General features: G+C 52.6%; 21 protein-coding genes and 1 other annotated feature. Of the genes, 7 read left to right on the forward strand and 14 right to left on the reverse strand.

All coding sequences use genetic code 11. The features are described from left to right. Positions 1 to 24 precede the first annotated feature (24 nt). The 6 genes from AC58P5_RS24290 to AC58P5_RS24315 form a co-directional block, all read right to left on the reverse strand. On the reverse strand, positions 25 to 1,014 hold the full coding sequence (locus AC58P5_RS24290) for a serine/threonine protein kinase (RefSeq protein WP_497391206.1): 990 nt from the start codon (positions 1,012 to 1,014) through the stop codon (positions 25 to 27). A 212-nt stretch (positions 1,015 to 1,226) separates the two neighbouring features. Beyond that, the gene (locus AC58P5_RS24295; RefSeq protein ID WP_497391208.1) at positions 1,227 to 2,405 is read right to left on the reverse strand and encodes a response regulator transcription factor; all 1,179 of its coding nucleotides are present in this window, start codon (positions 2,403 to 2,405) and stop codon (positions 1,227 to 1,229) included. Continuing rightward, on the reverse strand, positions 2,402 to 4,381 hold the full coding sequence (locus AC58P5_RS24300; protein ID WP_497391210.1) for a sensor histidine kinase: 1,980 nt from the start codon (positions 4,379 to 4,381) through the stop codon (positions 2,402 to 2,404). Before AC58P5_RS24300 ends, AC58P5_RS24295 begins: the two co-directional genes overlap by 4 nt. A 54-nt stretch (positions 4,382 to 4,435) precedes the next feature. After that, entirely contained in the window at positions 4,436 to 5,260 is an 825-nt protein-coding gene (locus tag AC58P5_RS24305) for a carbohydrate ABC transporter permease (protein ID WP_497391212.1), read from the reverse strand. Positions 5,261 to 5,274: 14 nt separating this feature from the next. Next, entirely contained in the window at positions 5,275 to 6,165 is an 891-nt protein-coding gene (locus AC58P5_RS24310) for a carbohydrate ABC transporter permease (RefSeq protein ID WP_497391214.1), read from the reverse strand. A gap of 121 nt (positions 6,166 to 6,286) precedes the next feature. After that, a complete protein-coding gene (locus AC58P5_RS24315; protein ID WP_497391216.1) occupies positions 6,287 to 7,627 on the reverse strand; it encodes a sugar ABC transporter substrate-binding protein in 1,341 nt (446 codons plus the stop codon). A 240-nt stretch (positions 7,628 to 7,867) separates the two neighbouring features. Here AC58P5_RS24315 and AC58P5_RS24320 point away from each other — a divergent pair, with 240 nt between their 5' ends. The 4 genes from AC58P5_RS24320 (at position 7,868) to AC58P5_RS24335 (ending at position 12,703) form a co-directional block, all read left to right on the forward strand. After that, positions 7,868 to 9,028 (forward strand): Gfo/Idh/MocA family protein, encoded by a 1,161-nt coding sequence (locus AC58P5_RS24320; protein WP_497391218.1) that lies wholly within the window; start codon positions 7,868 to 7,870, stop codon positions 9,026 to 9,028. 311 nt (positions 9,029 to 9,339) lie between these two features. Further along, complete coding sequence (locus tag AC58P5_RS24325) at positions 9,340 to 10,197, forward strand: AraC family transcriptional regulator (RefSeq protein WP_497391220.1); 858 nt, start codon at positions 9,340 to 9,342, stop codon at positions 10,195 to 10,197. A gap of 197 nt (positions 10,198 to 10,394) precedes the next feature. After that, positions 10,395 to 11,468 carry a Gfo/Idh/MocA family protein gene (locus tag AC58P5_RS24330; RefSeq protein ID WP_497391222.1) on the forward strand — a complete coding sequence of 358 codons (1,074 nt, stop codon included), beginning with the start codon at positions 10,395 to 10,397 and terminating at the stop codon, positions 11,466 to 11,468. Continuing rightward, positions 11,456 to 11,794, reverse strand: a sequence feature (23S ribosomal RNA rRNA prediction is too short). (Overlaps the previous gene by 13 nt.) A gap of 54 nt (positions 11,795 to 11,848) precedes the next feature. After that, complete coding sequence (locus AC58P5_RS24335; protein WP_497391224.1) at positions 11,849 to 12,703, forward strand: sugar phosphate isomerase/epimerase family protein; 855 nt, start codon at positions 11,849 to 11,851, stop codon at positions 12,701 to 12,703. Positions 12,704 to 12,902: 199 nt separating this feature from the next. Here the strand turns inward: AC58P5_RS24335 and AC58P5_RS24340 are convergent, their stop codons facing one another. Continuing rightward, positions 12,903 to 13,088: a hypothetical protein gene (locus tag AC58P5_RS24340; RefSeq protein ID WP_497391226.1), complete on the reverse strand. Its 186-nt coding sequence runs from the start codon at positions 13,086 to 13,088 to the stop codon at positions 12,903 to 12,905. A gap of 186 nt (positions 13,089 to 13,274) precedes the next feature. Here AC58P5_RS24340 and AC58P5_RS24345 point away from each other — a divergent pair, with 186 nt between their 5' ends. After that, positions 13,275 to 13,664 carry a membrane lipoprotein lipid attachment site-containing protein gene (locus AC58P5_RS24345; RefSeq protein WP_497391228.1) on the forward strand — a complete coding sequence of 130 codons (390 nt, stop codon included), beginning with the start codon at positions 13,275 to 13,277 and terminating at the stop codon, positions 13,662 to 13,664. Between the two features lie 69 nt (positions 13,665 to 13,733). On the opposite strand, the gene AC58P5_RS24350 is transcribed toward AC58P5_RS24345, so the two are convergent. Together AC58P5_RS24350 and AC58P5_RS24355 are read right to left on the reverse strand one after the other, a co-directional pair. Further along, on the reverse strand, positions 13,734 to 14,141 hold the full coding sequence (locus AC58P5_RS24350) for a hypothetical protein (RefSeq protein WP_497391230.1): 408 nt from the start codon (positions 14,139 to 14,141) through the stop codon (positions 13,734 to 13,736). A gap of 16 nt (positions 14,142 to 14,157) precedes the next feature. Beyond that, the gene (locus AC58P5_RS24355) at positions 14,158 to 14,349 is read right to left on the reverse strand and encodes a hypothetical protein (protein WP_497391232.1); all 192 of its coding nucleotides are present in this window, start codon (positions 14,347 to 14,349) and stop codon (positions 14,158 to 14,160) included. Between the two features lie 397 nt (positions 14,350 to 14,746). Here AC58P5_RS24355 and AC58P5_RS24360 point away from each other — a divergent pair, with 397 nt between their 5' ends. After that, complete coding sequence (locus tag AC58P5_RS24360; protein WP_497391234.1) at positions 14,747 to 15,154, forward strand: hypothetical protein; 408 nt, start codon at positions 14,747 to 14,749, stop codon at positions 15,152 to 15,154. Between the two features lie 35 nt (positions 15,155 to 15,189). Here the strand turns inward: AC58P5_RS24360 and AC58P5_RS24365 are convergent, their stop codons facing one another. The 3 genes from AC58P5_RS24365 to AC58P5_RS24375 form a co-directional block, all read right to left on the reverse strand. Further along, on the reverse strand, positions 15,190 to 16,311 hold the full coding sequence (locus AC58P5_RS24365) for a C39 family peptidase (protein WP_497391236.1): 1,122 nt from the start codon (positions 16,309 to 16,311) through the stop codon (positions 15,190 to 15,192). A gap of 687 nt (positions 16,312 to 16,998) precedes the next feature. Continuing rightward, a complete protein-coding gene (locus AC58P5_RS24370; protein ID WP_497391238.1) occupies positions 16,999 to 18,264 on the reverse strand; it encodes a glucuronate isomerase in 1,266 nt (421 codons plus the stop codon). A gap of 63 nt (positions 18,265 to 18,327) precedes the next feature. Then, positions 18,328 to 19,095 carry an SDR family oxidoreductase gene (locus tag AC58P5_RS24375; protein WP_497391240.1) on the reverse strand — a complete coding sequence of 256 codons (768 nt, stop codon included), beginning with the start codon at positions 19,093 to 19,095 and terminating at the stop codon, positions 18,328 to 18,330. A gap of 302 nt (positions 19,096 to 19,397) precedes the next feature. Between AC58P5_RS24375 and AC58P5_RS24380 the strand changes: the two genes are divergently transcribed. After that, positions 19,398 to 20,252 (forward strand): AraC family transcriptional regulator, encoded by an 855-nt coding sequence (locus tag AC58P5_RS24380; RefSeq protein ID WP_497391242.1) that lies wholly within the window; start codon positions 19,398 to 19,400, stop codon positions 20,250 to 20,252. A gap of 208 nt (positions 20,253 to 20,460) precedes the next feature. Here AC58P5_RS24380 and AC58P5_RS24385 read toward each other — a convergent pair whose 3' ends face one another. Then, on the reverse strand, positions 20,461 to 21,561 hold the full coding sequence (locus AC58P5_RS24385) for a YitT family protein (RefSeq protein ID WP_497391244.1): 1,101 nt from the start codon (positions 21,559 to 21,561) through the stop codon (positions 20,461 to 20,463). 82 nt (positions 21,562 to 21,643) lie between these two features. Next, complete coding sequence (locus tag AC58P5_RS24390; RefSeq protein ID WP_497391246.1) at positions 21,644 to 22,885, reverse strand: cation:proton antiporter; 1,242 nt, start codon at positions 22,883 to 22,885, stop codon at positions 21,644 to 21,646. Positions 22,886 to 22,887: the final 2 nt, after the last annotated feature.

Raw genomic sequence — 22,887 nt, forward strand, 5'->3', positions numbered from 1 at the left:
AAGCGAGGCGGGTGTTAAGAAGAACTAAACATCTGACTTAACCAGATCTTTCTTCTTACTGGAGGAGGCCGCATTTCCCGGTGAGGACTTTCTCCCGGGGCGAAAGTTTGCACGTAAGCCCTCTACCGCTTTCCACAAAAGCGATTCCGTTTTTATCGCGGTTCTCAAACGCCGCAAGCTTCCCCTCTGTCCGGCATCCATGGACAAGCAGTTCATAATGCGGCGGGACAGCAAAGGCGTCACTCTACCGCCCCGCTTACGTAAAACTTGTTCAACCGGGTCATGGAACAATCTCCGGCTAGCCTCAACCGGCGCTTCTCCGCACAGGCAGTAATACAGGGTTGCACCCGTGCTGTACAGGTCGGAGAAAGGACCTTGGCGGGATGCGGCCGAATAAAATTCTAAAGGAGAATATCCCGCCGATGTAAAAATAGGCTTGTCCTCACTCAGCGAGTGAACGGCCGATCCGAAATCAAGCAGCTTAGCCTGACCGTCCGGGCCGACGATAATATTGGAAGGTTTGATGTCACGGTGCAGCACGCCCTGCTCATGAATATACTCAAGAGCATCAAGGAGACTGGGCACCATTGTTGCATAAAATCGGCTTTTCGAGCGTAAAAGCTTTTTACGGATGAAACGCTCCAACGACATTCCGCGGCACCGTTCGAGAACGATATAGGCCGTCCCGTTCTCCTCCACTCGTCCAATAAGTCCCACAACGTTCGGGTGCCGCAATTGTTCCAGAATCACCGCTTCATTCCAGAAGACGGACTTCAATGTCTCGTATTTGCTTCTTAAAGAAGGAGTCCGGCATAGTACGGACCTCCCATCCACATCCCGCAAAGCCAAACTTTTAGGAAAAAATTCTTTTACGACGCACGCGGCGCCTGTTCCGGTTTCCCGTGCCGCATAGACGATGGACAGCTCGCTGTAAGCAAGAACTCTACCGATCCGGTAGGCTCCATCGTGAAGGAATGTCTTCGCCGCTAGCCCGTACTCAATTCTTACCGACATGCTCCCTTTTCCTCGCTCCCCTGCCAAAACGGCAGCATCCTGATAAACTTCATCAAGTCTCAAATAATATGCTCATATTAACATATGGCCCACCATTTGGTTAATACTAATCTTGTTAAAAAAGCTACCTACATAAAAAGGCTCCCTCTTGAAGAAGGGAACCCGTTAGATCGTGTAAAGTCCGGAGTTGCGTTCAGCCAGCCAATCCCCGCTCATACTACCGTCACATTATGCTCCTGCCGGTATTCTGTAGGCGTCTGCATGAATTTTTTGCGGAACACCTGCGTAAAATGCCGCACATCCTGGTAGCCCACCCGCTCGGCGATTTCAGCCAGTTTCAGCTGCGGGTTGCACAAGAGCTGCTTGGCTTGATCCAGCCGCAGGCCCGTTACATACTCCTTGTAGCCCTGGCCGGTCTTCTGCTTGAACAGCTGGCTAAAATAGACCGGGTTCAGGAAGACGACGGAAGCCATCTTCTCCAGGGACAAGTCCTCGGAATAATGCGCCTTGATATATTGAAGCGCCACCTCGATGGATTTGTCTCCGCTCACTTTAATGCTGTCATACTCGACCGCAGCGGAGGCCTGCCTCAGCCGGGTGACGATTTGCGGTACGCTTTTAAAATCATGATGAAGCCCCGAGTTCAAAATCTGGAACGGTACCTTCAGGTAGTGCTTGAGATGACTTTTCAGCACATCCAGCAGGGTGTCGATCCGGATTCCATCGCTCAGCGCTACGAGTCCGAGCAGGCTCTGGCGGTCGTAACTGACGACGAAACCCTGTCCATGCGTCTCGATCATCTCGGAGAGGACATTTTCCACGATAAAATGCTCCAGATGAACGCTCTTGTTCCCGGCATCCATCTGGACGAACACGAGGTAATAGTCCGGGAAGTCCTCCACGAACGACTGAATATCGAGGTTGCCGGTATCCAATCCCGCCGCCAGCCGGAGAAAAACCGCTTCGCGCAAATATTTCAGGCTCGACTTCAGCCTCACACTTTCTTTGCTTTGGAGGTTCTCGCGCCTGATCTCGCCGGTCAGGCTCTCGATCAGCTCGATCAGCTTGGGCTTGCCGATCGGTTTCAGCAGATAGTCGCGGGCGCCAAGCCGGACAGCCTCCTGCGCATAAGCGAATTCGGAGTGGGCCGAAATGACGACCCACTTGATGGCCGGATGCTTCCGCTTCGAAATGCGCATAAATTCGAGACCGGTCATGCCCGGCATAATAATATCGGTGAGCACGATGTCCACGTGCCGTTCGCCGAGGATCTTGACCGCTTCCTCGGTAGAAGCCGCCAGATGAACGCCGTAGCCGGGATAGGCGTTCTCGATCGTGCGCTTCACACCTTCCCGGATAACACTTTCATCGTCCGCAACGAGAATGTTCATACGTCTCTCTCCTCCTTCGGAAGCGGGACCCGCACGATGACGGTCGTTCCCTCGCCCGCTGAACTTTTGACGGTGACGCCGTATGCTTCGCCGTACATGTGCTGCACGCGCCGGTGCAGGTTCTGCAGGCCGATGCCGCCCTGGGACGACGCATCTTCCTCACGGCGGCCTACAACCGGCCGGGAAGGAAAACCCGCATCGGGCGAAAGAGCCGGAGTGCCGGCATGTGCCGAAGCCTTCGCCGTGCCGGAGGAAACACCAACGGCAGCGGCAGTTCCGTAGGCGGACGCATCGGCACCTGAGGTGGCGGATGCTCCGAAGGCAGCCCTAGCACCGCTGCCCGAGCCTGCGTCGGCACCGCAGGCGGCGCATTCGCCGTACAGCGACTCGCGCAGCCTGCGCAGCTCCTCCTCTTCGATGCCGACTCCGTTGTCCTCGATTCGGATCGCCAGATCCCGGCCGTCCGCGAAGGTCGAGATGGTGAGCATCCCCGGCCGGTTAAGCGGCTCCAGACCGTGCTTCACGGCATTCTCGATGATAGGCTGGAGCGTCATCTTCGGGATACGGATGTCCATGTACCGTTCATCCGTTTTCAGCTCCACCTCCAGGCGGCCTTCGAGCCGGAGGAGAATAATGGTCAGATAGTGGTGAATCTGCCGGAATTCTTCCCGCAGCGTAACCTCCGCCCCTTCTTCCCACTGGCTGCTGTAGCGGAACATGTGGGAAAGCGAAAGCACGACTTCGCCCAGCTTGTCGTTGCCTTTCTCGTCCAGCATCCAATAGATCATATCCAGCGTATTGTACAGGAAGTGGGGATTCACCTGGGACTGGAGCGCGTGAAGCTCCGCGTTCTTTTCGCTGACCGATGAAATCTTCACGCGTTCGATCAGCTCCTCGATCCGGTTCACCATATGATTGAACGATCCGACCAGAATGTTGATCTCCCGGTAGGACGTCACATTCACGATCCCTTTGAAGTTGCCCTGCTCCACCTGCTTCATTTGCCGGATCAGCCGGATGAGCGGCATCGAAATCCGCTTCGATACAATGGAAGCGATAAAAGCCGAGACGAGAACGAGAATCGTTCCGATCAGGATAATATAACGCTGCATCTGCACGAGCTCGACGTTCAGGTCTTTGTAGGGTGTAAGGCTGACCACCAGCCAGTCGGCAAAAGGCAGCCTGGAAGCTACCGCCAGCCGCCCGTTTTTCTGATCGACGATCATTTCCTGGGAATCGTCCGGCAGCTGGATATCTTGGAGGGAAGGCAGCGCTTCGGCCGAAGCGGTGGAAGACACGAAACGTCCCTTGTCCGAGACGAGGTACACCTCGCTGTGTTCGCTGAGCTTCAAGTTATTCAAAGCGGACAAAATCGCCTGCGGATTCGCTTCGTAAAGCACGATCCCGATCGGCTTATGCTCGTTGAGATCGTAAATCTGGCGGCCGAAGGCAAACACGGTCCGCTTCTCGTTCTGGTCGATCAGGGAGTGCGGAAATACGCCCAGCCAGACCATTTTGCCCGAAGATTGACGGACGTCCCGGTACCAGTCGGTACTGCGGTACTCGGGATCGACCACGTTCATGTAATTGCCGTAGTTGTAGATCTTTCCTTTGTCCATGATGACGTGAATGCCGATCAAATCTTCCCGGGAGTAGAAAATCGCCCCGATCATGTTAGTGACGGAGCGAGTGTTAATATAATCGAGCGCGGGCTCTTGCGGCGATTCCGTCAACAGACGGACGAGATCGAAATTGTTGCCGATCGTTTTGGACAAGCTGTCGTAGCCTTTGAGCAGCAGGTCGAAGAGATCGACGGTCTGCGAGACGTTTTTCCGGGAAAGGTCGCTGATCTTCGTCTGGAATTGCTCCGTCGTGCGGCTGTAGAACAGCAGGGAGATGATAATCAGGATGCCGGACATGCAGAACAGGAACAGAAAAAACAACCGGTGATGGATGGATTGGAAGCCGCGTCTCAAGGATTCATCCCCTTTCGTTGTTTCGCCCGGTTCCCCATGCCGTCAGCACAGCGCCTACCCTTTTACCGCCCCGGCAACCATGCCCTTCGTGATTTTTTCCGCAAGAATGAAATAAAGGAGAATGACCGGCACTGCCCCCATGACGAGAAAAGCCCCGATGTTGCCGTAATTGACGGAATACTGGCTCACAAAGGTGTACACACCGAACGGAAGCGTCTTCAACTTCTCCGATGAAATGAAGGTCGCCGCCAGGATATATTCGTTCCAAATGTTGATGAATGTCAGGATGCAGACCGTCATGACAGGCGGAACGGAAATCGGGAGGATAATGCTCCGGAAAATGCGGTACACACTCGCCCCGTCCATATAAGCGGACTCTTCGATTTCGTGCGGGACGGATTTCATAAAACCGCTCAGGATAAAGACGGCAACCGGCGTCTGGAACGCGATGTAAGGCAGAATCAGGGACAAGTGCGTGTTGAGTATGCTCATGTTTTTGAAAATAATCATCAGGGGCAGCAGCGTAGCCTGCAGCGGAATCATGAGCCCGATCAGGAAAACAAGCATGACAGCGGGGGCCAGCTTCCAGCGGAACCGCGAGATGGCGTAAGCCGCCATGGAGCTCAGCAGTATGACGCAGACCATCGTCACAACCGTGACGAACACGCTGTTGAACAAATACTGCAAGTAATGCCCCGCCTCGTAGGCTTCTTTGTAGTTGCCCCATCTCGGGGATGCGGGCAGGGAGAAAAAGCTGCTGCCGAGAATCTCTTCGTTGGTCTTCAGGGAATACGTAAGCAGCCAGAGAAGAGGATACATCTGGGTGACGATCAGAATCGCGAAAAGCGTAAAGACGATTCCTTTTTTGACGGATTTCACAGGTGTTCCTCCTCCTAGCTTACCTTATTTTCCAGACGTTTGAAAACCACATTAATCAGCACCGTAAACGCCAGGCACAGGATGACCAGGAACGTGGCAATCGCGCTTCCGTACCCGTATTTCTGGGAGAGGAACGACATGTTGTACATATGCGTCGAGATCACATCCGTGGAGTGTGCGGGCCCTCCGCCCGTCATGACCATTACGAGATCGAACGCCTGCAGGGAGCCGATAAAAGCGAGCACGAGCGAAATTTTCAGAATGGGCACGATCATCGGGAACGTGATGTATCGGTCGGCGGTAAAGCCCTCCGCGCCGTCGATGCGGGCCGCCTCGTAGATCTCGGCCGGGATGTTCTGCACCCCGGTGAACTGGATGAGCAGGTGATAGCCGAAATACTGCCACAGGGACACGATATACAGGCAGAACATCGCGATCTTCGGCTCGGTCAGCCAGCTGTGCGTCCATTCGGTCAAGCCGAAAGCGGTGAGCATCCCGTTGATCATCCCGCCCATCGAAGCCGGGTTGTAGACGGTTTTCCAGAGCTGCCCGATAATGACGACCGACAAAATCACCGGCAGAAAGTAAATCGACACGAGCGAATTGGCTTTTTTCACGTACCGGTTCAGCAAAATCGCCACCAACAGGCAAATCGGAATCTCGATCATGGAAAAGACCGCGTAAAGCAGCGTCCTCCGGACAGACGGCCAGAAGACCGGATCGTCGAAAAACATCGTCTTGAAGTTGGCCAGGCCAACGAATTTGGAGCCGGATATGCCGTTCCAGTCCAGCAGCCCGGTGTAGAACGAGACCAGGATGGGGACGAACACCATGCAGACGTACAGCAGCAGGCTTGGAAGCACGAAGACGGCGATTGTACGAGCAGGTACTTTTAACACATTCACACAAGTACGCCTCCTGTAGACAAACGGCCGCTTGCTTTTTCTCACGATGCTGCGGCCCTTGCGAAAAAAATGTCGATGAAAAAGGGGTCCGGTCCGAACCCCTCCATCGCAGCACTCCGTTTTATTTGTTGGCCTCGAATGCGCTCTGATGCTCCTGCGCGACCTGTTTCGGATCGGCCTTCTGGATGAACAGATTCTGGATACTTCCCAGGTGGACTTGAGCGGTAGCCGGGTTCATCGTGTTGTCGAACGCGAGGTCGCCGCCTTTGACGTTTTTGAACAGATCGAGGATGGAAATCGCCAGATCGGAGTAACCCGCCGCTTTAAAATCCCCCTCTACCTTCTGTCCGATGCCTACGGCGTTCTTCAGTTCGAACTGGACTTTCGGCAGGTTCAGCGTGAAGTAGTTCAGGAAGTCCTTCGTCTCCTGCAGGTGCTTGCTGTTGGCCGAAATGGCGAATGCGCTGCCCGGCGCGATCATGTACTGGTTCACGTCGCCCTTGCCGCCTACCGTCGGGAACTGGAACACGCCGACCTTGCCGCCCACGGAAGAAGCGTCGATGGCGCCCGTTTCCCATGTGCCTATGATGTGCATGGCCGCTTTGCCTGTTTTGAAAATGTTGCCGCCCGCGTTGTAATCGACGGACGTCGCACCCTCGTTAAACGCGCCGGCCTGTACCAGCTCCTGGAACTTCGAAACGGCCTCCGTGAACGCCGGGTCGTTGAACGTCTTCTTCTTGTCGAGCACGTCCTGGAGGAAGCCCGGACCGCCGTTTGTGCGAAGCAGCATATTCATAAACAGGAACGAACCCGTCCAGGAATCTTTCTCCCCGATGGCGATCGGCGTAATGCCTTTCGATTTCAGCAGCTTCACGTCTTCAAGCAGTTCCTCGAACGTCTTCGGCGTATCTTTGATGCCTGCCTGCGCGAACAAGTCCTTGTTGTAGTAAACGACCTGAATGTTGTTGCCGTCCGGCAGCGCGTACACGTTGTTGTTAAAGCTGTAGTAATCGAGCAACCCGTCCTGGTAAGTCCCTTTCAGGCCGTTCTTATCCAGCATGTCGTTCAGCGGGGCGAGCAGCCCGGCATCGACGAAAGGCTTCATCTGGGCGGCCGGGTTGACGATCGTGATGTCCGGGATCTCTTTGGAAGCGGCCTGGGTTTTCAGCTTCATTTTCTGCTGGTCGGTGTTCATGGAATCAAGCTCGATATGAATATTGGGGTTTTCCTTCTCATACTGCTCCACGATTTTATGAAGCATTTTGTACGTAGGCGTCGTCGGATCGGGGTAAATGTTCTGGAACGTAATGGTGACTTTCTTGTCCCCTCCCTTGGATCCCGTGTTCGTATCCTGCGTGTTCGCCGTACCCGCGGATTCACCGGCTCTTCCGCAAGCCGCCAAGCCGACCGCCAAGACACCGACCAGAGCCGCGGCGGAGATGCGAGCTGTTTTTCTGCCCATTTTCCTAACCCCCATTAAGTTCGAAATGTAAGTTTATTATCATCGTTTGGAGCGCTTTCAACAATGCAAGAAATTTAGGTTTGTGGTTTACTTTTTCAAGATTGTGAAATTTTTTCAACTGAACAACCAAAGTTAAATCCTTCCGCCAACTGGCAAAGCGCAGTAAAACGTTCCCCCGCACAGCCGTGCTACACTAGTACAAAACGGCCTTGATCTATGCCGGAGAGGATGGTTTTACAGATGGAACATGTCCGCATCGGAATCATCGGATTAGGTAACATGGGTTCGGCGCACGCGAAATATTTGATTGAGAACAAAGTAAAAGGCGCAGTGCTTGCAGCGGTGTGCGACGCTCGTACCGAGCGGCTGGAGTGGGCGGCCCGGGAATTCGGAAACGGCGTGGAGCGCTTCACCGGGATCGAAGAAATGTACGCCTCCGGCACGATCGACGGCGTGATCATCTGCACACCGCATTACGGCCACCCGGCGGAAGCCGTTGCGGCTTTCCGGCACGGCCTGCACGTGCTGACGGAGAAACCGGCGGGCGTTTACACGAAGCAGGTCCGCGAAATGAACGAAGCTGCCGCCGCATCCGGCAAAGTGTTCGGCATCATGTACAACCAGCGCACGCAGCCGCTGTACAAAAAGCTCCGGGAGCTGATCCGGCAAGGCGAGCTCGGGGAGATTCGCCGGATCAACTGGATCATCACCCTCTGGTACCGGTCCCAGAGCTACTACGATTCCGGCGGATGGCGCGCCACGTGGGCGGGAGAAGGCGGCGGCGTGCTCATCAACCAGTCGCCTCATCAGCTCGACCTGTGGCAGTGGGTGACCGGCATGATGCCCACGCGGCTGCGTGCCTTCTGCGCTTTCGGCAAGCACCGGGACATCGAGGTCGAGAACGAAGTGACCGCCTACGCGGAGTACGAGAACGGCGCGACAGGCGTATTTATCACGTCCGCCTGCGAAACACCGGGAACGAACCGGCTTGAAGTGGCGGGTGACCTGGGCAGAATGGTCATCGAAAACGACAAGCTGACCTTCTACCGGCTGCGGCAGTCCGAGACGGAGTTCAACCGCACCTACACGGGCGGCTTCGGGGAGCCGGAGGTGTGGAAAATCGACATTCCCGTCGGAGGAGAACGCGGTCAGCATTCCCTCATCACCCAGGATTGGGTGAACGGGATTCTTCACGGCACTCCCCTGATCGCTCCGGGCGAAGAGGGCCTCAAGGGGCTCACGCTCTCGAACGCCATGCTGCTGTCCGCCTGGACAGACGAATGGGCGGAGCTGCCGCTGGACGAGGACCGCTTCTATGAGCTGCTCCGGCAGAAAATACAGGCTTCCGGAGCCGTGAAAAACGCGGAGGAGAAGACGCTCGATACGACGGGTTCTTACTGACGGGCGGGGGGACGATGAAGCACAGTATCATCTATGAAGTCCGGGCATAAGGAGCTCGCCTTCGGTTGCGGGAGTCTTAACGAGCATGCCGCGATGTTCAGCGCGGTTGCGGACACCTGTCCCTGCCCTGTGACGGACCGCCGTCACAAATGACAGCGCTCCCTAGTCACACAGTGTGCCGCAAGACGTACGACACTCTGGACACACATTCTCTTCAAATAGAAACAGGAAGCGCTTCCATGCTACACTAAAGATAGAAAGGCCGCTTGCCGGCGGCCCTTACATCCCGATAAAGCGTGGTGCTCTCCCGCATGTTCATGAACCTGCACGACCGCGAAGTTACGCTCGGCCTGAGCTATCGTAACGAGGGGAAGGTCGATTCCGTTTTTCATTCCCATGCGTATTACGAAATTTATTACTTCCACGGCGGAAGCTGCAACTATCTGATCGGCGGCAACATTTATATGCTCCAGCCCGGGGATCTCATCCTCATGAACGGCATGACGCTCCACTGCCCCAAGGTCGACACTGCCGTCCCTTATATCCGGACGACCGTGCATTTTGAGCCGGCGGCCCTTAAACCGTATCTGGAGCTGCCTCATGCGGTCAATGTTCTCCAGCCTTTTCAGGAGTTGAAAAACTGCCGCCTCACTCTTCGCGGTCCCGAAAAGGAAGAAGCGGAGCGCATCCTGCATGAAATGAGCGTCCATCGCAAGACGGACGGCTTGACCGCCTACAACCGCCTCCACCTCGCATTCCTGGACCTGCTGTATTTCGTTCACGAGCAGTGTCAGCGGACGCTGCGCGCGGGGCGCGAATTTTCTTCCGAGAAAGAAAAACACGTCCAGCGCATCGTCAGCTTTCTCGAAGAGCGCTTCGCGGACGATCTGCACCTGGAGCATCTTCAGGAGCACCTGAACTTCAGTAAATTTTATTTATCTAAAATATTCAAGGAAATCACGGGACTGACTATCTTTCAGTTCGTGTACCGCCGCAGAATCAACGAGGCCAAAACGTTGTTCCTGCACAATCCCGGCCACTCCGTTACCGATGTGTGCCTGCAGGTCGGCTTCAAGCATCTCGCTCATTTCAGCCGCTTGTTCAAGCAGCAGGTCGGACTCACGCCGGAAAAATACAAGAAAACGGTCCGCGAGCAGCTTTCTTCGTAACGGCCGGTCACAGGGGATCGGCTAGCGTCAATTCATTCGTCGTGAAGGTTGCCACAAGAGCCGCGGTCTCGGTGTTCCCCTCATTCGAGAAGGGTTCTCACTGGCTGCAGCAGCCGGATACATCGCCGTACAACATCTCATATGAAACCTTTTCGTAACGGGTATGATCCTACCATCATCTGAAAGGAGCATCTCTTTTGAGCAAAAATGACGGCATGAACTACGCGCCGGAAGGCAAACCGGCGCCGGTCGTCGCGAAAGGCGAGTTTATTTTCGCGGCTGCGGGATTGGAGCACGGCCACATCTACGGCATGTGCAACGGCCTGCGGGAAGCCGGGGGCGAACTGAAATGGGTCTACGATCCCGATCCCTTGAAAGTAAAAGCTTTCCTGGCCGCTTACCCAGGTGTCCGCGCCGCCTCGTCGCTGGAAGAAATTTTACAGGACGGGGAAGTCCGGCTGGTAGCGTCCGCCGCCGTTCCATGCGACCGGGGGCCGCTTGGCGAGAAAGTGATGCGCAGCGGCAAGGACTACTTTACGGACAAAACGCCGTTTACCGCGCCGGACCAGCTTCAATCGGCCAAAAAAACCGCAGCCGAGACCGGCCGCAAATACGTGGTCTATTTCAGCGAGCGGCTTCATGTCGAAAGCGCCGTCTTCGCGGGACAGCTCGTCCGCGACGGGGCGATCGGGCGCGTCGTGCAGGTGCTCGGCCTCGGCCCGCACCGGCTTAACGCCGCTTCGCGTCCCCGCTGGTTCTTCGAGCGGGCCAAGTACGGCGGCATCCTGTGCGATATCGGCAGCCACCAGATCGAACAGTTTCTGTTCTTTGCCGGCTGCCAGGATGCACAGGTGCTGCACAGCAAGGTCGCCAACTACAACAACCGGGAGTATCCGGAGCTGGAGGATTTCGGCGACGCGACCCTGCTCGGAGACAATGGGGCGACCCAGTATTTCCGCGTCGATTGGCTGACGCCGGACGGGCTGTCCACCTGGGGAGACGGGCGAACCGTTCTCCTCGGCACGGACGGGTACATCGAGCTGAGGAAATACGTCGATATCGCCCGAAGCACGCAGGGCGACAACCTGTACCTCGTGAACGGCGAAGGCGAACGCCGGCTTGAGCTGAGCGGCAAAGTCGGCTATCCGTTCTTCGGGGAGCTGATTCTCGACTGCCTGAACCGCACGGAGCATGCGATGACCCAGGAGCATATTTTCAAAGCGGCCGAGCTCTGCCTGTTTGCCCAGCGGAATGCGGTCAGGGTCGAATAGCGGCACGTTTTCCGCCTTTTACGTACGTTACTTTTTCGGCGCAGAGTCACTTGGCCAGTGAGCTATTATGCACTCTTTAATGGCGCTTGCTTCTAAGCTCACATCTTGGTTATCGGTGCACTCCACATCCTTTCTCACTTCACACATACTTGGGGATCTTAGCCGATAATCTGGCTGTTTTCCTCTTGACGATGGATCCTAGCACTCACTGTCCGATTCCCGGGGTAATGTCTGAGGCATTCAGAGTTTAACTGGACTTGGCAACCCTCAGCCCTAAACTCCGTGACCACAGTCATGCGATGCCGCATAGAGCGCTGTAAGCTGCACACAGTGTGGCGATTTACTCATAACCAACTATCCGACCGGAGGTGTCCTACCGAATGAAATTGTCCGTGTTTACTGTCGCTACACCCGAGCTGTCCCCCGAACAGCTTGCCTCCGCCGCAAAAGAGGCCGGAATCTCCGGCATCGAGTGGCGGTACAAGGAAATTCCGCCCGAGATGGCCGGTGAAGCGCCGTCCTTTTGGCGCAACAATCTCTGCTCCATTTCGCCGGACTGGGACGATGCCGAGCTGAGCCGCTTCCGTGACGCGGCCGCGCGTCACGGGCTTCGCTCCCTCAGCGTGACGCCTTACCTCGACGCCGGCGATCTGGAAGGCACGGAGCGCGCGCTCGACGCCGCCCGGCGGCTCGGAGCTTCCTTCATCCGGCTCGGCGTGCACCGCTATGACCGGACGCGGAATTTCCGCGAGCTGTTCGGACTGCAGCGGGCCTATCTGCGCGAGGCGGAAGCCTTGTGCCGGGAGTACGGCGTGAAAGGGCTCGTCGAAACGCACCACGTGACGCTCGCACCGAGCGCCTCCGCCGCCTACCGCCTCGTGGAAGGACTGCGGCCCGAGCATATCGGCGTGCTGTACGACCCCGGCAACATGGTCTATGAAGGGTTCGAGAATTACCGGATGGGGATGGAAATTCTCGGCCCTTACCTCGCCCACGTGCATGTCAAGAACGGGGGCTGGGCGCCGGGCGCCGATGAGAACGGCATGACCCGCTGGGTTTCCGCCGCCCGCCCCATGAACCGGGGGATGGCCGACTGGCGGCAGGTCATCGCGGATCTGCGGGCGGTCGCCTACACGGGCTGGCTGGGCGTCGAAGATTTCAGCGGCGAGCTGCCCGGTCCGGAGATGCTGAAGAAGTTCAGCGCTTTTATGAACGGGCTGATGCAGCCTTCCTAGGCATAGAGGCACCATTCGAGCAATGAAAAAACCAGCCAGATTGTCCGGCTGGTTTTGCTTTTTCAGGGGGGAGGGAATTACAACGATTAGAATGAGTGCCATGAGGGTGAAAAGGTCAGCAAATTTTTTTCATAAAAACCCATTTATAATTATAACCCAAATTAATTGTTACATTTCGCTGTAATTTAATAAACCCGCGTTAAGAATTTGCTATAAATAAAACTGAGGAGGTTGAGAGTAGCCCTACAATAAATAGTATGGACAATATCCATTTTATTCTCTGCTTGTACTTCTCATCTTTAATAACTTTCCTTACTAGAACAAACAATAGTAAAAAAACTATTGCCTGCAGTATAACAGCAAAAATAAACTCTTTAGTATCCATCTAAAATACGCCTCCTTTCGTCAATTTATTAATCCCTTTCATTTCTATAGATACAATTTTTTTGAAATTTATTATACTATATAGGAAAGTATACTCTAAGCTCCCGATCACTTTTGTATAGACCCTTAATCAAAGTTGCTGGCCAATTTAAAAATGGGATAAACCGGAGAAAGGAGGGTTACCTCCATGAAGAAAATCGTTATATTTCTACTGCTGACTGTATTACTGGCAGGATGCCAAAACCGCCCCGAAGCCGAACCGGCCCCAAAACCGTTAGCTAATTTTTACCAAGTCGATTGGGATAAAATCGATCGGATCGATATCCGAAACGGTGCCACCGGTGCGCTAAGAACTTTTAACGAGAAAGAAATCGTCCGAAAATGGATCGACGAAGCCCGCTTTATAGAGATTACCCCCGATCCTAACCAGGAAAAGAGAACGGGTTTTAGATATTCAGCAAATTTATATGAAGGCGATCAACTGAAGTTCGGCTTTACAGATAGCTACATCGGGAACGTATACACACTCTCTTCAGAACAGCTTTATAATCAACTCAAGAGTTTGTTCGAATCATAATTCTGGTTAAAAAAGACCATCCGGTTATTATCTATGATAACAACCGGACGGTCTTTCTTGGAATGCGTTTTATTCAAAAACTTTAGTACTCTGAAGTTTTTCAACTTGTAACGGATCACTCTCATCTGTGGTAAAACTGGCTGCCTCCGCCAAGACGCCCTTCATACTCCGAAGATTATATTCAAGATCGGCTTTGGGATCCGGAGGAATGACCTCAGCTTCAAGTTTTCCCGTTTCAATTCCCAGTGACTTAACCTTTTTACCTTGTTCTACTTTTTTCTTGATTTCCTCTTCCGTGTTACCAGGCATTTTTTCAAGCTTCTCTTTTTCTTTTGCAAATTGATCCTTTTTCTCGGAAAGTTTTGTTATACTCGGAGAAGAATCCGCGTAGGTTTGATAACTGAATAATGTTCCGAGGGAAATAACTAAGCCTGCCGATATAATTAATGTTGTCTTCTTTACATTTTTGGTTTTCATCTTTACCCTCCTTGAATTAACCTCTTTGTTTTACTTGCAGTGTAATAAAATACCCGCCATATGGAATTCTGTTTTTAATTTCATTTTTTAAGTCCAATGCCCAATCCCAACTACCATCATTGGTTGATTGTACTATCTCACCTTTCCACAAATCACTATACACCTGGGAAAAATTATAATAAGCATCTTGAATTTTATATTTCTTCATTTTATAAACTTTTTTCCTCCTTCGCAACCACCCCCAGTGTTGTCTAAATTGATGAGCACCTGTCCAAGTTGATGTTCTTGGATTTGAAGCAGGTGGTATGTTAGGTCCGTAGTAATACCAGTCTATCGAAACGTATTTAAGGTGTGCGAAGCACGGCAACCGAGTTATTTGATCTGCGGATAGTGAGTATGGAGAGGCTTTGTTTATCAACAATTTTTGCGGAGAAGTGGTGGGCGTAGCCCCGTAGGCAGCGAGAAAAGAAAGAAGTAGTTCACATAAAATGAAAGGTTAGCCTGGCCACCGCCGGCTTTTCCCGCCCCCTATTTACTGAAAAATATTTATCCAGTTTGTAACAAAAAAGTATTTAAATGCGTCTATATATTAAGGAGGGATTTCAATGAAAACCTTAATAATACCATCCATGTTGTTGTTTTTATTAATACCAGTATTAGGATGTGAAGGAAAATCATTAAACGCAAACATTTCGGAGTCAATTAAGATGTCTAAGGAGATTAAAGTTATATTCGGGGACGGTAACGAATTAACCATTTCGGATAAAGTAACACTTGAAAAAGTTCTAGGGGAGATCAAATCCATCAAGTTTGAACGCATAGAAATTCCCGATTCTGTTGGGCAAAACTTTTCATTGAGGTTAGAAAATGGTCTAGAATATACCAGCACCGGTTATTTAAAAATCAATAAGACTTATTATAAGGCAAAGGATACAAAAATAGTTGTTAATTTAGACAACTATATAGTAGCCTTAGGCAAAGAAAAAATACCTGGCTTACTGGGTGATAAGTAAAGGAGAAGGGCTTAAAGCCCCTCTCCTTTATTTAATTAAGGCTGTACTTTTACTGTTTCATTCCAGGACAGCTGTGGCAGATAGATGTAAACGTCTTTAGGAGTTGAATCCCATGTATCATGTACAATTACATATCTGTACCATTTCAAATTTTCCGATGGTTGTTGGTATTCCTCAAAGCCAACTCCTGTCATATCGTGGTTAGAATATGTTGCATCTCCAACAACATTTATGATATCAGGACGATTCGCATTGATTTCTGTTTTATGATCTGAGAAGTTAGCTGAATTTCTTGTGACCGATACAGTATAGCCGCGGTCAGACCAAAACTTTTTCATGCCAGTAACACGAGTGTCCCAGTCTGATCCTCCTTTTGAATCTGTGTTCATATATGTTGAGCTTGCTAGTACATCTATTAAAGTATCGGATGTTGTTGTGCTCTGTAGCAGATTTGTGTAGCCTTGTGAATATCTATAGTACCAAATGATATTTGAAAAGCTTGTAGGACTACAACCTTTTCTCCAAGAAAAGTCAGGCACTGAAGAAATAGTTTTTTTGGAATAACTTACAACATTATTAACAACAATTGCTTCAGATGATGATAAGTCAACAATGTTTGATTCTTGTTCAGTTTCTGGTGCTTTTTTTAAACCGTTTAATGAGCCTTTGGATTTAAGACTTTTCTTGCTTATCGATTTTTTTTCACGGATATCATAGTAGTCATCATTGTTCTTTTTAATGTAATACTGTGTAGGACCAACATACAAGGCTTTCTCATTTTTCTCAGCTTTTAAATAGGGGCTATTCCCTTCGCGGGCAGATTCAACTACTACTGGCGAATCATCGGCAGTCACCACTAAATAACCGGCATCCCCTGTCGCGTTATTAATGTCAAACAAGAAAGCCGTGACATCATCTTCAAAATCATACAGAGGATATTCATAGGTGATTTTTGCTGTTTCCCATGAATTAAACCCATTCTGGCTTACAACATTCACATACTTTTGTGCTGCCAATAAAGCATCCTGCTTTAAATTTGTGAATTGAGATTTTGAAAACTCATTTGCAACTGGAGAACTAGCAAATGCTGATATAGGTGATAGAGATGCCATCAAAACCATTGAAACTCCTGCTAACAACATTCTTTTTACGTTCATTAACCACACCAACCCATATTTGTATTTAATTACATAATATTAGACAACATATATTGGAAAAAGTTTCATGCCAATATCATATTTTTATTTTGCATAAAGTGGCATCAAGGACATGTAAACAACGTATTGGCCTCCTTAGCGTACGAAATCCGCGTTTTGTTGGCGACCCCTAGTATACGATATGGACGTTGCCATCCCCCGATCTCTACTCTTGTGTAGCAGTTCATGTAGTCCATGCCGCTTGCGTATCCTTGCTCGATCAGCGCCCGGTGTTCGATTCGTTCCGGGCGGTCGTTACGCTCGAACACGCGGTTCACTGTTCACGCCACTGGCCAAGCAACTCCCGGTCGTTCCATTGGCACACCTTGTTGGCATCATCCATCTCATTAATGGACGGACAAGGATGAGACGAACAGAAAAGCCTGCTAAATCCATTTTTCCTTTCCGCAAAAGAGGGAATTAATGATGTAACAACCAAAGTACTTACAAGTGCTAAAAAATTTCCGTGGTCTAAACTTTTCTGGAAGGTCACAACCATTTTTATATAGTCGTAAAAAAGCAACTCCGAAGACTTCGGAGTTGCTTAACATCAAAGATATATTTTCGGCTCTACGATTGTAATTATTTCAATTGACTTTATTTATATCTGATATTTAGTTTTTAATGAACGGGCTCTCTAATATGCCCCTATCTCGCCTCTCTGCCCAAAAACCGCCAGAAATTGCGATGATACAGGTCATCGAAGTCGCGCTGTATCTCTTCCTCCGTCACGTACCAGCCGCTGTCGTACAGTTTTTCGTACTTGTCCGCAAGCACCCGGCCGATGATGGAACGGGAATGCTCCCACTTGTAAATAAGCTGCTCAAGAACGCGGCAGTCCGAGTGCTGCGGAATGACGGAGGTTCCGAGAAGCTCCACCCGGAAGCGGGTCATCTCCTCCACGATCGATTCCACGTGCAGGAACCACCAGCAGCCGAAAATCATCAGGTTGCGGAATTTGCGCGCAAGCACCGCAAGCTCATGCTGATTTTCGCGGGCCAGCATCGTGACCAGAAATTTCTGGTCCGGATAGCGCCGGCAGAGGGCTTCCACCGCGGTCACGTCCGAGTGCATGCTCATGTCGCCCGCCAGACGGAGGCCCGGATTGACCGAACGCCGCACCCCGATCATGAGCGCAAAAGGAATGCCGTGCTCCCGGCACACCGGAATCATCGCTTCGTCGATCATCCGGCTGCGGTGATCCTCCGACGGATACACAAAATCCCCCGGCATGGAAACCGCCAGGTAGAGAGCGTCCATTCGCCGGACCCATTCCGACAGGAAGCGGCGGACTTCCTCGCGCGTCTCCTCCGTCCATGCCTCCTCTACGCGGTATCCGAGCTGCTTCAGTTCCCGGACCGCCTGCGGCCAGTTATTCAGAAGCGCATCAACACGCAGGGCCGCGGAGAAACGCGGATCGGTATTACCTCCGCGGTCCAGCCACACCGTCCGCTCGGCCGCATCGAACGGGTCGTTCGTCATGACGATGTGCTCCACCTTAGCGAGCTTCATGACCGTGTCGAGCTGTCCGCGCAAATCCCGACCTGCCAGTATGCGGCGGTATTCTTCCAGGTTGCGGCTGGAAACATCCAATCCGAGACGATTCAAAATCGTGATCAATCCGCTTGCTGCCTCACTCACCGGAGAATGATCCGTGAACAGCTTTTTCCAGATGAGATCCGCCTGCTCCCTTTTCGGCATCGCCCAGAAAGCATCGTATGAATCTTCCGACCAGCGGAAAGATTCCGAGATCAGATAATGATAAGTCAGCAATTCATCGATTCCCCAGAGCAGAGAGTCTTCAAAATCCGCTGAATATAGATGGGTATGCATATCGGTGACCGGGGTGGAAGCGGCCAGCCGCCCGACGATTTTTCTAAGCTCTGCCGCGTTTTGAATCGTTTGTGCCTTCATGGTTCCACATCCTTTTTCATAGATTAGATTACGCATTAAAGCCCCGCCAAAAAGCGCCCGGCTCTAAATCGTCATAGCTCCGAATCCCCCGTCGACCCGCAGGATAGAACCGGTTACGAACCCCGAGGCCGCGGATGAGGCCAAGTACACGGCGGCACCTTGAAGCTCGCGCGCTTCACCGAACCGGTTCATCGGCGTATGGCTCATAATGGAGGAAATCCGTTCCTCCGAAAGAATTTTGCGGTTCTGTTCCGCCGGAAAAAAACCCGGTACGATCGCATTCACGCGCACCCCTGCCGGAGCGAACTCCCTTGCCAAATATTTGGTCACGCTGTTCACACCGGCCTTCGACGCGGAATAAGTGAACACCTTCGACAACGGCGGATCGGCCGATACGCTTGAAATGTTGATAATGCTGCCGCCGTGGCCGCTTTCCACCATATATTTGCCGAAGACCTGGCAGGCCAGCATGACGCTTTTCAGATTGACGCTCATGATGCTGTCCCACTCCTCCTCCGTGATCTGGAAAAAAGGAGTCGCGCTGTTTTTGCCCGGACAGTTGAGCAGGATATCCGCTCTGCCCGTCCAGTCCAGCACTTCGTCCAGAACACGCCGCAAATCTCCCGAGGACGTCGCGTCCGCCTGGAGGCAGCGGGCCTTACCGCCCCCTTGCTCTATACGGTCCCGGACTGCGGCGGAGGTATCCGGGTTGCGGCCCACAACGGCCACCTGTGCTCCGTGTCCCGCCAGTCCGGCCGCCATCTCCCCGCCCAGCGTGCTGTTGCCGCCGATGACGACAGCCGTTTTGCCCGTTAAATCGAATAAGTTCATATGAGTGTGACTCCTTTGGGGTGCTCCGGCTGTGACGGACTGTCCGATTATATATAATAAGGACACTAACTATCCTCTCCCACACATAAGCCGGGCCTTTTTGTAAAATAAACGGATTCGCTTTATTAATCTGCTTCTACCGTACCATGAGATGCTGTAAAACGCTTTCTTCTCGTTATGCACCTGCCTTTATTTATTTATATCTGGTTGGTGTGATTTTCGGAGAGGCCATGCTAAACTGTGTGTAAGATTAACTTGGTTTATTAACTGATCAGATTCCCGAAAATCCGGAGGATAGCCGAATGAGCCTGATGGAATCTTTTACGAAGCCGATAGAAGCCCTGTACAATACATCCCGCATTCCCGCCGGTTTTCATTCCCATCTTTATTATGAAATTTATTATTTTCACAGCGGACAATGCAGCTATCTGGTCGGGGACCGGATTTACAATCTTTCTCCGGGCGATCTCCTTCTGATGAACGGCATGACTTTGCATTATCCCAAAATCAATCCGGCATTCGAGTACTGCCGCACCATTGTGCATTTCGACCCGGCCTTTGCCGAAGGGCTTTTCCGCGCCCCTCTGCTCACTCCGGTGCTGAACCCCTTTAAAAAGGCGGATAACCGGCTGATTTCCCTGGAGCCACGGGAACGGGAGATTTTGGAGCCGATGCTGGAAGAATTGTGCTCCCTGTCCGGGGAAAGCGATTCTTTATGCCGCGACCGGTTCCTCACTTCCTTTATGCGGGTGCTGCTTCAAGTGTATGAAATCGCCGACAAACCCCGTAACCGGAGCCACGAGCCCGCCGGACCCAGACAGCAGCATGTGCAGCAGCTCATTTCTTATGTGGAGGCGCATTACGCCGACGACTTGTGCCTGGATGACATCGCCGCAGCCGTCCACTTGAACAAGCACTATCTCGTCAAAATGTTCAAAGAAACGACCGGTATTACCTTGTTTCATTACTTGTACCGGCGCCGCATTAACCAGGCGAAAGTTCTTTTCACCCTGGAGCCTGAAAAAAGCATCACCGAGACCGCCTATGAGGTCGGCTTCAAGCATTTATCGCACTTCAGTCAGACGTTTAAAAAGTTCACCGGCCTAACGGCGGACGAGTTCCGCAAGCAGGTGCTGAACATCTATCCGAAAGAGTGAGGTGCTGTTTGGAGTCTGCTTCGCGTTAAAACATAAAAAGGCACCGCAGTCTATTGCTGCGGCGCCTTTTTGTTCCGTCGGGTAAACCTCCCCGCAATGTTTGCTCTTGCTCTTGCTCTTGCTCTTGCTCTTGCTCTTGCTCTTGCTCTTGCTCTTGCTCTTGCTCTTGCTCTTGCTCTTGCAAAATCTCCCCGGTACGGGCCGCCCGTTATTCCGCCAGGCTTCCGTCCCTTCTTCGCCCCCGCGAATCCGTCACGATACCGGCAGCCGGGTCGATAGCTTTCACAATGGCCTTCAAGCGGGCTTCCTCCATAAAATGAACGGTGTAAGAAAGGCTTTGGCCCCTGCTGCGGCTGAAGCCTTCACTCATCGCTTCATTCGGCGCTCTTTCGTCCGGCTCCCGGACGCTCCCGTTCGCCCCTCCCCCCGCAAACTGGCTCGGCTCGATAGGCCGGAAGTTCGCCATGACCCGCCGGGAACGCCGGCTGAAAAAACGCTCGGCAGCCCGCTCCAGCCCATAAGCGCGAGGTTCTCCCGTTATCGCTCTTTTTGCAGCCGCCTCACGCTCTCCCGCCTTTTCAGCTTCACAGTCAAATGCCTTCCGTCCCAGCCTGGCCTCCATCTCCTTCTCGATTTCGGCGCAGTGCCCGCTTACAATCGTAATCCGGCGGTGCACGGAAAACCCTCTCAGGCTGAAATGGACCGTTTCATACGCGAGCAGATAAGCGAGAATGGAGTACATCGCCTGCTCCCAGCCGTAAATAAAGCCCGCTCCCGCCAAAATAAAGCAGTTCAGCAGCATGAAATCCTGATCTTTAAAGCCGAATTTCACCAGTTTCTCGGTGTGATCCCGCGTTTCCAGCGTATCCAGCGTACCCCCGTAGCGGATGACCAGACCGATCCCCAATCCCAGAGCGACTCCTCCGCAGAAGGCGGCCGACATCGGATTTTCGATCAGGGCCGGTACCGGGTGCAGAATAAGGGCACTGAGCGAAAATACGAGCAGGCCGAGAATCGTAAGCACTGCGAAGTTCCGCCGGACCTGCCGGTACGAGAGCAGAATAAGAGGCAGGTTCAAAACGAACAGAAACAGACCGAGCCTCATCTCCGTAAAATGGGCCGCCAAAGCGGACAGTCCCGTCATCCCCCCGACCAGCATGCGGTTCGGGATCAGAAACAGCTCCAGCCCGACTGCGGCCAACACGCTCCCCAAAATCACCATCAAGAGCTTGAAACACCACTGCGCCAAGGACCAGCCGCCCATTGTTTCTCCGGCCGGACCGATCCGGACATTTTGCAAAAGTTTCATCGGAATTCCTCCTCATCGCTTAGATTTCGTCCTTACAGGACTGTACAATCAGCCAGCGTCCGAGTGCGGATCTCCTTCGGCATTACCCGCTTCCTTCTTTTCGCAGGACGGTTTTGCCTTCTTTTTTGCCGGGCGCGTCTTTGAAGGGAATTATTTTATTCAACCACTTGTAGATGGTTTTGCTTTCCTTGGTAAGCAGCGGCCCGAGAATCGCCATGATGAGCACGTACAGAGCCGCGAACGGCTGTAAAACCGCAAGCAGTCCGCCCGCTTTGCCGAGATTGGCCATAATGATGGAAAATTCGCCGCGCGACACAATGGTCAGGCCGATGTTGGACGAAGCCTTCGAAGGGAGACCGGCGCTCCGCCCCGCCAGAAATCCGGCGGTCAAGTTGCCGATCAGGGTGATCGCGACGGCCCCCAGCGACATCCAGACAGCCCCGCCGAGTGCCAGGGGATCGATGGTCAGCCCGAAGCTGAAGAAGAAGATGGCGCCGAAGAAATCCCGGAACGGCATGATCAGATGCTCAATCCGTTTGGCGTGCTCCGTCTCCGCCAAGACAAGCCCGACGAGCAGAGCCCCGATCGCTTCCGCGACATGAATCGTTTCGGAGAAGCCCGCTACAAGGAACAACGCCGCGAAAACGACGAGCGCAAACAGCTCGTTGGAGCGGATGTTCAGCAGCCGGTTCAGGAGCGGAACGGCTTTTCTGCCCGCTACGAGCAGCACCAGCATAAATCCGAGCGCGATGAGCGCGGAGAGCAGCACGCCTCCCACCGTTGTGGAACCGCTCAGGACGAGTCCTGACAGGATAGAGATATAGACGGCGAGGAAAACGTCTTCAAACATGATAATGCCGAGGATCATTTCGGTTTCGGGATTGGCCGTTCTTTTCAGATCGACCAGAACTTTGGCCACGATGGCACTGGAGGAAATCGTCGTAATTCCGGCAATCACCAGAATTTCGGCTAGAGGAAAACCGAGCGCCCAAGCGAATAAGACGCCCAGCGTAAAATTAATGAGGATATAAATCGTACCGCCCACGGCGATGGAACGCCCCGACTTGATAAGCCGGCCTACCGAGAACTCCAGTCCCAGATAGAACAGAAGGAACAGGACCCCGATCCGGCCCATAAACTCGATCAGCGGCGCGCTTTCAATGAACCTGAAGTCAAAATGCCAAATCTCCAGCGCGTGCGGACCTACGGCCATCCCGATCAGAATGTAGAAAGGAATGACCGAAAAGCGGAGTTTGGCCGACAACAACCCGGCCGCCGCAATAAGCGCGATAGCCAGACCCACCTCGAATACCAGATGATTCATCT

The organism is Paenibacillus sp. JT31N7, assembly GCF_059692095.1.

What these genes read in the sequence shown, in the direction of transcription:
- AC58P5_RS24350 (WP_497391230.1), bottom strand. Translation starts at nt 14,141, where the DNA reads ATGAAAACCAAAAATGTAAAGAAGACAACATTAATTATATCGGCAGGC.
- AC58P5_RS24315 (WP_497391216.1), bottom strand. Translation starts at nt 7,627, where the DNA reads ATGGGCAGAAAAACAGCTCGCATCTCCGCCGCGGCTCTGGTCGGTGTC.
- AC58P5_RS24325 (WP_497391220.1), top strand. Translation starts at nt 9,340, where the DNA reads ATGTTCATGAACCTGCACGACCGCGAAGTTACGCTCGGCCTGAGCTAT.
- AC58P5_RS24320 (WP_497391218.1), top strand. Translation starts at nt 7,868, where the DNA reads ATGGAACATGTCCGCATCGGAATCATCGGATTAGGTAACATGGGTTCG.
- AC58P5_RS24340 (WP_497391226.1), bottom strand. Translation starts at nt 13,088, where the DNA reads ATGGATACTAAAGAGTTTATTTTTGCTGTTATACTGCAGGCAATAGTT.
- AC58P5_RS24385 (WP_497391244.1), bottom strand. Translation starts at nt 21,561, where the DNA reads ATGAAACTTTTGCAAAATGTCCGGATCGGTCCGGCCGGAGAAACAATG.
- AC58P5_RS24360 (WP_497391234.1), top strand. Translation starts at nt 14,747, where the DNA reads ATGAAAACCTTAATAATACCATCCATGTTGTTGTTTTTATTAATACCA.
- AC58P5_RS24345 (WP_497391228.1), top strand. Translation starts at nt 13,275, where the DNA reads ATGAAGAAAATCGTTATATTTCTACTGCTGACTGTATTACTGGCAGGA.
- AC58P5_RS24295 (WP_497391208.1), bottom strand. Translation starts at nt 2,405, where the DNA reads ATGAACATTCTCGTTGCGGACGATGAAAGTGTTATCCGGGAAGGTGTG.
- AC58P5_RS24370 (WP_497391238.1), bottom strand. Translation starts at nt 18,264, where the DNA reads ATGAAGGCACAAACGATTCAAAACGCGGCAGAGCTTAGAAAAATCGTC.
- AC58P5_RS24365 (WP_497391236.1), bottom strand. Translation starts at nt 16,311, where the DNA reads ATGAACGTAAAAAGAATGTTGTTAGCAGGAGTTTCAATGGTTTTGATG.
- AC58P5_RS24335 (WP_497391224.1), top strand. Translation starts at nt 11,849, where the DNA reads ATGAAATTGTCCGTGTTTACTGTCGCTACACCCGAGCTGTCCCCCGAA.
- AC58P5_RS24375 (WP_497391240.1), bottom strand. Translation starts at nt 19,095, where the DNA reads ATGAACTTATTCGATTTAACGGGCAAAACGGCTGTCGTCATCGGCGGC.
- AC58P5_RS24390 (WP_497391246.1), bottom strand. Translation starts at nt 22,885, where the DNA reads ATGAATCATCTGGTATTCGAGGTGGGTCTGGCTATCGCGCTTATTGCG.
- AC58P5_RS24355 (WP_497391232.1), bottom strand. Translation starts at nt 14,349, where the DNA reads ATGAAGAAATATAAAATTCAAGATGCTTATTATAATTTTTCCCAGGTG.
- AC58P5_RS24380 (WP_497391242.1), top strand. Translation starts at nt 19,398, where the DNA reads ATGAGCCTGATGGAATCTTTTACGAAGCCGATAGAAGCCCTGTACAAT.
- AC58P5_RS24290 (WP_497391206.1), bottom strand. Translation starts at nt 1,014, where the DNA reads ATGTCGGTAAGAATTGAGTACGGGCTAGCGGCGAAGACATTCCTTCAC.